Origin of the sequence: uncultured Fretibacterium sp., from assembly GCF_938040765.1 — a bacterium.
Classification (GTDB): domain Bacteria; phylum Synergistota; class Synergistia; order Synergistales; family Aminobacteriaceae; genus CAJPSE01.
Genome location: NZ_CALIAA010000141.1, coordinates 1 through 8,305, shown reverse-complemented (window position 1 = coordinate 8,305; position 8,305 = coordinate 1). Strand labels below are relative to the sequence as shown.

General features: G+C 66.0%; 6 protein-coding genes. 2 read left to right on the top strand and 4 right to left on the bottom strand.

The window, feature by feature from the left end:
- The coding region (locus tag Q0176_RS05290) for a Na/Pi cotransporter family protein (protein WP_299299958.1) at positions 1-1,610 on the top strand (1,610 nt) is incomplete at its 5' end.
- A gap of 86 nt (positions 1,611-1,696) precedes the next feature.
- Positions 1,697-4,033 carry a penicillin-binding protein 1C gene (gene pbpC, locus Q0176_RS05285; protein ID WP_299299956.1) on the top strand — a complete coding sequence of 779 codons (2,337 nt, stop codon included), beginning with the start codon at positions 1,697-1,699 and terminating at the stop codon, positions 4,031-4,033.
- 18 nt (positions 4,034-4,051) lie between these two features.
- Here the strand turns inward: pbpC and Q0176_RS05280 are convergent, their stop codons facing one another.
- From Q0176_RS05280 to Q0176_RS05265, 4 genes are all read right to left on the bottom strand, one after another.
- A complete protein-coding gene (locus Q0176_RS05280) occupies positions 4,052-5,830 on the bottom strand; it encodes a DEAD/DEAH box helicase (protein ID WP_299299955.1) in 1,779 nt (592 codons plus the stop codon).
- 104 nt (positions 5,831-5,934) lie between these two features.
- Entirely contained in the window at positions 5,935-7,272 is a 1,338-nt protein-coding gene (gene dnaB / locus Q0176_RS05275) for a replicative DNA helicase (RefSeq protein ID WP_299299960.1), read from the bottom strand.
- 16 nt (positions 7,273-7,288) lie between these two features.
- Positions 7,289-7,741 (bottom strand): 50S ribosomal protein L9, encoded by a 453-nt coding sequence (gene rplI, locus Q0176_RS05270; protein WP_299299954.1) that lies wholly within the window; start codon positions 7,739-7,741, stop codon positions 7,289-7,291.
- Between the two features lie 127 nt (positions 7,742-7,868).
- The coding region (locus tag Q0176_RS05265; protein WP_299299953.1) for a DUF2232 domain-containing protein at positions 7,869-8,305 on the bottom strand (437 nt) is incomplete at its 5' end.

Sequence of the window (8,305 nt, the reverse complement as noted above, 5' to 3'; positions counted from 1 at the left end):
GGGCTGGTGCCACATCACCAGCAGCCACGGTGTCACCGGGGTACCGCGAACGGCTGGTGCAGTTCGGGGCGGATGATCACCTGATCGGGACGCTGACGAAGACGCCGCTCCGCGGCGTCTTCGTGGGGGTTCTCGTCACGGTCCTCATCCAGAGCAGCAGCGGAACGACCGTGATGACCGTCAGCTTCGTCAATGCCGGGCTGATGACCCTGAAGCAGGCCATCGGCATCATCATGGGGGCGAACATCGGCACAACCGTGACGGCCCAGATCATCGCCTTCAAGATCAACGACTTCGCCCTCCCCTTCATCGCCCTGGGGGTCGCCCTGGCTCTTTTCGGCAGGTCGAAACGGCAGCGCTACTTCGGGAACGGGGTCGTCGGCTTCGGACTCCTCTTTCTGGGGATGCAGACCATGGAGGGCGCCACCCGCTTCATGGCCTCCCACGGGGAACTGCTGCTCTTCCTCAGCTCCAACCCCCTCTACGGGGTTGCGGCCGGCATGATCCTGACCATGATCGTGCAATCCAGCGCCGCCACCATCGGGCTCACGATCGCCATGGCCTCACAGGGGCTTCTGGGGATCGACGCAGCCATCCCCATCATCCTGGGGGACAATATCGGCACCACCATCACGGCCGTGCTGGCCGCCCTCGGGACCAACCGCTACGCGAAACAGGCCGCCGCCGCCCACGTGCTCTTCAACCTTCTCGGCGTCGCCATCTTCCTCTCCTTCCTTCCCTTCTACAAACTCGTAGTCGTCCAAACGGCCTCGGACGTCGGGCGTCAGCTCGCCAACGCCCATACGATATTCAACGTCGTCAACACCATCATCTTCATTCCCTTCGCCTCCCAATTCGCCCGGCTGGTCCAGGCGATCCTGCCCATCACGGAGCCCGCTTCGGCCTCCGGGGTCTTCTACCTGGACAAGAAGCTCCTCGACGCCTCTCCGGCGGCGGCCGTCGAGGCCGCCAAGGACGAGCTGATGCACATGGGGGATATTGTCCAGAACATGCTTCGCATCGTCCGCCGGGCCTACACGGAGCAGGACATCGACCCCCTGATGACGCAATTCGCGGACCAGGAGAAGAGCGTCAACGAGGTCAACAAGGCCATTTCCTCCTACGCCTCGGAGATCTGGCAGCGGGGGCTCTCCGGGGAGGTCTCCACGGTCCTCGGCTGCTACGTCAACGCCTCGGGCGACCTCGAACGGGTGGGGGACCATCTCGAGAACCTCATGGAGCTGAGCGTGATACGCTTCGACGACGGCTCCCATTTTTCCGAACAGGCCAACCAGGAGTTCTGGGACATGTTCGACACGGCCGAGCAGGCCCTCTCCTGCGCCCTTTTGTCCCTCAGGACCGAGGACACGGCCAAGGCGGACTACGTCATCCACGACCTCGAGGACCGCATCGACAGCCAGGAAAAACGATACCGCAGGAATCACATCGACCGATTGAACCGGGGAGAATGCGATCCCGAGAAGGGCGTCCACTTCATCGACATCCTGAGCAACCTCGAGCGCATCGGCGACCACAGCCACAACATCGCCTACTTCACCCGCGACATCGCCTCGGTCAACGCCCAGGAGACCGCCAGAAAGCCGCATTGACGCATTGAATCGAACGGGAAAGATGAAGAGTCGGGCGCAATGAACTTATCCTATGCCCTTACCATTACACGATGAAGAGGAATCCGATGCAGGTCAAAAATTCCATCCGCGCACGAGGACGCCTTCGCGCGTGCCTGTTCTTTCTTTTGGCGGCGGTTCTCTCGGGGATCGCGGCATTCGCCCTTCTGTATCTCCTCATCCCCCTCGATCAGGAGCAGGTGACCCGCATCGAGGCGTCCCCCGCCCTCTACGACGCCCGGGGACGCCTTTTTCACCTCCGGCTCTCCTCGAACTCGGAGTGGCAGATTCCCATCCCGCTCTCCGAGATGGGAAAATGGCTGCCGCTGGTTGCCGTCGGCGTCGAGGACGGCCGGTTCTACCGCCATCCCGGCATCGACCCCCTGGCGCTTCTGAGGGCCACAGTCCAGAACATCGCCGCCCGGCGCGTCGTTTCCGGGGCCTCCACCATAACCAGCCAGCTCATACGCCTTTCCATATCCGAGAGAGAACCATCAAAGAGGGAGTCATCCGGGAGGGAGCCGTCCGAACGTGGCCCGGCGGTCCCGGCGCGGAGGGCCCGCAGCCTGGGGACCAAGGTCCGGGAGTTCATTCAGGCCATGAAGCTGGAACGGGTGATGACGAAGGAAAAGATTCTGGAGAACTATCTGAATCAGGCGCCCTTCGGCGGCAACATTCGGGGCGTGCAGGCCGCGTCCCTGCTCTATTTCGGCAAGCCGGCCCTCAAGCTCTCCCCGGGAGAGGCCTGCCTGATGATCGGGATGCTGAAGGGCCCTACCCTGTACCGTCCCGACCTGAGGCCCGAGGCGGCGCGGCGCCGTCGGGACACCGTCATCCGATTCCTGAGGGATCGGGGTGTCCTCACCTCGGATACGGCTCAAAGGGCGCTCCTGGAGGACCTGCCCCATCGCCGCTACGCCCCCCCCCTGCGCGCCTTCCACTTCGCGGAGCTCGTTCTGGAGAACGGGGTCGCGGGAAACGGCGACGGCAGGATCGACACAACTCTGGACCTGGAGATCCAGACGAAGCTGGAGTCCCTGCTCCGTCAATCCCTTTCGGACCTGCCCCGCGAGATCACCCTGTCCGCTGGAATCGTGGACAACCGGACGGCCCGGCTCGTCGGGTGGGTGGGCAACGCGCGGTTCGGGGACGGGAGCCGCAACGCCTGGGTGGACTGCGGACGGGCTCCCCGTTCGCCGGGTTCCCTCCTGAAGCCCTTTGCCTACCTCTCCGCCGTCGATCAGGGATTTCTGACCGCGTCCTCCCTTCTGGCGGACTCCTCCATGGCCTTCTCGGGACGGGCCCCGCGCAACTTCGACCTGAGCTACCGCGGGGCCGTCAGCACCCGGGTCGCCCTTGCCGAGTCCCTGAACGCCCCGGCGGTGCGCGTCCTGCGTCTGGCCGGGCCCGACCGGGTACTGCTGCTGATGCGGGAGTGCGGCCTGGCCCACCTCACCCAGCCGGCCACACACTACGGCGATTCCCTCATCCTGGGCGGCTGCGAGGTCACCGTCATGGAAGCCCTCGAGGCCTACACGGCACTGGCGTCGCTGGGACGCCACCGGCCCCTGAGCCTCACCCCCTCGCCGCTTCCTCAGGAGGAGACCCGGATGGCCTCGGAGGCCGCCTGCTGGATCGTCAGCGACATCCTCGACAACAGGAGTCGGCTGACGACGTTCTCACGGGAAACCCTGGGTCAGTACTGGCACGTCGCCCTGAAGACGGGCACCTCCTATGGGCTTCGGGACGCGTGGAGCGCGGCGTGGACCCCCGACTACACGGCCGTCGTGTGGGTCGGCAACCCCGAGGGGGACCCCTGGCCGGGGCTGGTGGGCGCCAAGGCCGCCGCTCCCGTCGCCGTCAAACTTCTCCGAACGATCTCGCCAAGGTCGTCCTGGTACGGCAAACCGGCCGGGCTCGGCCTGCGCACCGTATGCGCGCTCTCCGGCCAGCCGCCCACCGCGGCCTGCACGTCGACCCGCCTGGACTGGTCGATCGAGGGGGTCACCCAGACGACGCCCTGCAGCCTCCACGTCATCCGGCGGGGGCAGCCGACGCTGATGCTGCCCGCCGAGTTCTCCTCGAGGGAGACGCCGCAGGAGCAGATTCAAAGGCGCGCCGTGCTCTCCATCACATCCCCCATCGCGGAGGCCGTCTACACCTCCGCCCCGCTGGACCTGCGGCAGAGGATCCCGATGAGGGCGGAGGGCGCCGTCGGAAGGGTATGGTGGTACCTGGACGGGATTTACATCGGCTCGGCCCTGCCCAACGAGACCTTCTTTCACCGCGTCCCCGACGGCCGACACGTCGTGGGGGCCGTCGACGAGGAGGGACGCAGCGCCTTCACGAACGTCTCGGTCGTCACCCCCGGAAGGAAGCGCGGGGCGGACATCCTGCTGCGCTGACCACGGGGCCGGGGCCGCTCAATCCCTTCCCCCGCGGCCGTAGCGCGATCTCGGAGCGACGTCCGTCCCCCTGCGGGCCCGGGGTTCGTCCTCCGGGTAGAGCCCCCATCGGGCCAGCCCGGCACGTCCCTGCTCCAGCCGGGAGAGGGCCAGAGGCAGCAGCTCGACCATGACGTGATCGTCCTTCAGGCGGATGGCGCCGACCTCGCACCGCTCCACCTTGAGGGCCGTACAAATCGCGTTCAGAACGCGCCCCACATCCCGGGCCCCGCCCTGGCTGCTGCGCAGGCGCGTCATCGTGCCCCTGGGACGGGATCCGGAGCGCCGCGGCGTCCCCGCAGCGTATTCCCCCCGGCCCGTGCCCCGGCTGCGGCGCTCGCGCTCGCGCTCGAGGTCCGCGCCGAGGTTGTAGCCCTTGGCCGTCCGAGAGTTGAGGGAGCTCAGCAGCTTCGCGACCAGGACCTTGGGCTCGGCCCTCTCCAGCAGGTCCTCCGCCCAGCTCAGGTAACTCGAATATTCCGTCTCGAGCGGCGCGGAGAGCAGTTTCTCCTCCGCCACCTCGCGCTGGACCGTATGGATGCGGTCCAGGCCCGGAACGTCCTGCCACTCGACCTTCATCTGCGTCGTCCGCAGCATGGCGCGGAAGCGCCCCGCCTCGACCGGCGAGAGCAGGATCAGGTTCGTCCCCTCGTTTCCGGCCCTTCCGGTTCGGCCGCTTCGATGCACGAAGGTCTCGCGGTCGTCGGGCAGCCCCAGCTGGATGACGTGGGTCACCCCCTCCACATCCAGACCGCGGGCGGCGACGTTCGTCGCAACCAGGCAGGGCATGGAGCCCGACTTGAAGGAGGCCAGCACGGCGTTGCGCTCGCGCTGCGTCATGTCCCCGTGCAGGGCCGCCGCGTTGAACCCCTCGTCCTGCAGCCGCTGGGCAACCTCGATGGACTCCATGCGGGTATGGCAGAAGATCAGGCTGCGCCGGGGATGCTCCCAGAGCAGGATGTTCACCAGCCCCTCGAAACGGCGGCGCGAGGGGACCATGTAGACCCGATGGAGGATATCCTCGTGCTGCTCCCCCTCCTCCGTCAGGGTCAGGGTCAGGGGGGTGTCGAGGTAGCGGTCCGCCAGCGCGCGCACCTCGGGGGGCATCGTCGCCGAGAAGAGCCACGTGCGGCGATCCTCCGGCAGCGCGTCCAGGATGGCCTCCAGCTCCTCGCGGAACCCCATGTCCAGCATCTGGTCGCCCTCGTCCAGGACGACGCAGCGAATGCCCTCGGTCCTCAGGCTGCCGCGCTCGATGTGGTCCCGCGTCCGGCCCGGTGTCCCCACGACGATCGCCGCCCCCTCCCGGAGGCCCCTGAGCTGAGGCGACATCTCGAGCCCTCCGACGAGGGACACCACCGAGACGTCGAGGTAGCGCACCAGCCACTCCGCCTCCCGGGCGGTCTGCTGAGCCAGCTCCCGGGTCGGGGCCAGCACCAGAAGATGCGGCGAGCGCTCCGAGACGCGCATATCCTGCAGGAGGGGCAGGAGAAAGGCCAGGGTTTTCCCCGAACCCGTCCGGGCCCTCACGATGAGGTCCCGTCCCCGCCAGTCGGATTCCAGAACCCGGCACTGCACGGGGGTGGGGGTCTCGAACCCCTTCTTCTCCAGGGCACGGGCAAGCTCGTCCCTCAATCCGTAAGCGCCGAACCCCTCCTCGGCCGTCCCGGCGTCCTCCCGGCCATAGACCTCCAGCTCCCGGTACTCGTCCCTCTCCAGCCCTTTCCCGTCCCCATTGTCCTTCAATAAATCACTCATAACGTTCAAACATTCCTCCAAAATCATCCCGACTCGTCGGCGGCCGTGCATCCGCCTCTCCAATCCATCATTTACAATGCCATCATTTCCAAGTCCACGCTTCCTCAGGACGCCATCGCGTTGAAAAAGCGCGTGATCTGCCGTCTGAAGATGAGGTGAACGATGTCCGTGGGGCCGTTGCGGTTCTTCGCGAGGCTCAGCGAGGCCTCGCTGTCCACATCGGGCTTGGACTCCTCGTAATAGTCCGGCCTGTAGAGGAACATGACGGTGTCCGCGTCCTGCTCGATGGCGCCGGAATCCCGAAGGTCCGACAGCATGGGCTTCTTGTCGGGGCGCTTCTCCGTCTCACGCGAGAGCTGCGAGAGGGCGAGTACCGGGCAGTCCAGCTCGCGGGCAACGCCCTTGAGCATCCGCGAGATCTCCGCGACCTCCTGCTGCCGGTTGTCCGTGGAGCGCCCGCCGAAGCTCATGAGCTGGAGATAATCCACGACGATCAGCCCGAGGTTCTCGTGGCGCGCCTTGAAGCGCCTGCACCGGGCGCGGAAATCCATCGTCGTCAGCATGGAGCTGTCGTCGATGAAGATGGGGCGCCGGGTCAGGATCCCGGCCGCATTCTGCAGCTCGTCCCAATCGCTCTTGCCCATGGTCCCCGTGTTCATGGCCTGGATGTCCACCTGGGCCTGCGAGCCCAGCATGCGCTGCACCAGCTGTTCCGACGACATCTCCAGGCTGAAGATCAGCACGGCGGCGTTGCGTCCCCCGCCGCCGAACTGGGCGATGTTCAGCGCAAACGCCGTCTTTCCCATGGAGGGACGGGCGGCGACGATGTTCAGGCTCCCGGGCTGAAATCCGCCGGTCAGGCGGTCCAGATCCGTAAAGCTCGACTCGAACCCGCTGACGTCGGAGCCGCTCTGCTGGTACCGCTGTTCGATCTTCCGGAAGGTCCCGCCCAGGATATCGCGGACGGGGCGGAAATCGACGCGGTTGTTGTTCTGGGAGACCTCGAACACGGCGCGCTCCGCCTCGTCCATGATCATGGCGCTCTCGAGGTCGCTCGAATAGCCCAGGCTGACGATCCGGCTCCCCGCATCGATCAGGCGCCTCCGAATCGATTTTTCCCGGACGATGTCGGAGTGATACCCGACATTGGCCGTGGTGGGGACCTCCGCCACGAGGGAGGCGAAAAAAGGCTGCCCCCCAAGCTTCTCGAAAGCCCCCCTCTTGAGCAGTTCCTCCCCGAAGGTCACAAGGTCGACCGGGCGATTTGCGGCATACATGTCGCTCATCACCCCGAAGGCCGTCCTATGGTTCAGGTCGTAGAAATCGTCCGCGCTCAGGGTCTCCAGAGCGATCCCCAGGGCCTCCTGCTCCAGGAGACAGGCGCCCAGGACGGCGCGCTCGGCCCCCAGGTTCTGCGGGGGCACACGGTCATAGAGCTGCATGGACAAAGCGGGACGGTCAGGCGCCTCGAACCGTCACGGACAGCACCATCTCCGCGGCCACCCCGGAGTACAGCCTCAGGGTGAAGGGGTGGGTTCCCGACTGTTTGACGGGCTCGGCCATTTTTATGTCGCGCTTGTCGACCGCGACGCCATGCTGGGCCTCCAGGGCCTCGGCGATCTGCGCCGCCGTGATGCTGCCGAAGAGCTTCCCGTTCTCCCCCGCCGTCGCCTCGATACGGACGGTCCTGCCCTGGAGCGTCTGGCGGGCCGCCTCGGCCTCCTGACGCAGCTTGTCCTCCTTTGCCCTCTGATGCTTCTGACGCTCCTTGAGGTCCGCAATCTTCCCGGCCGTCGCCTCGTCGGCAAGGCCGCGGGGCAGCAGAAAGTTCCGGGCATATCCGTCGCTCACGGTCAAAAGCTCGCCTGCACGGCCCACTTTGTTCACATCCGCCTTCAAGATAACCTGCATCGGACGCACCTCTCCCTTCGAATCGAATTTTCGAGTACCGATTCTCAGATTTCGAGTACCCGTTCAACTATCCGCCGGCACATACGTTCCCCGCGGTCCTCCCGGCTCGCGCCTCCCCAACCGGCCCTCATCCCTTCGCCGCGCCTCCACGGCGCCTCAGGTCGAAGATCATATCCCCCGCCCCGAGGAAGACGAGCCAAAGCCAGAACACGGGAAGGGCGAAAACCGCCAGGGCGAGGCAGCGCCAGAACACGCCGACGCGCCGGCGCACAAACCACCACCAGATCAGCGACAATCCCTGGACGAAGAAGAAGACGTTCAGCACGATCTTCAGGTTCATCGCAAACATCGCGCCCGGCGTCCAGTCCGAGGCGAAAAAGCCCATGAGAAACGCCAGAAACATGGCGGGCAGCAGGGTTCCGGAGAAGCGCCAGTCCGAGAACGGAGGAAGCGGAGGGGGGCTCTGCGCCCGTCCCCTCTGGCAGAGCACCCCGAGCCCGTAGTTGACGAACGCCTCGAAGAGCGATGAGACCAGGACCAGGGACGGCAGCATGTAGGGGAAAA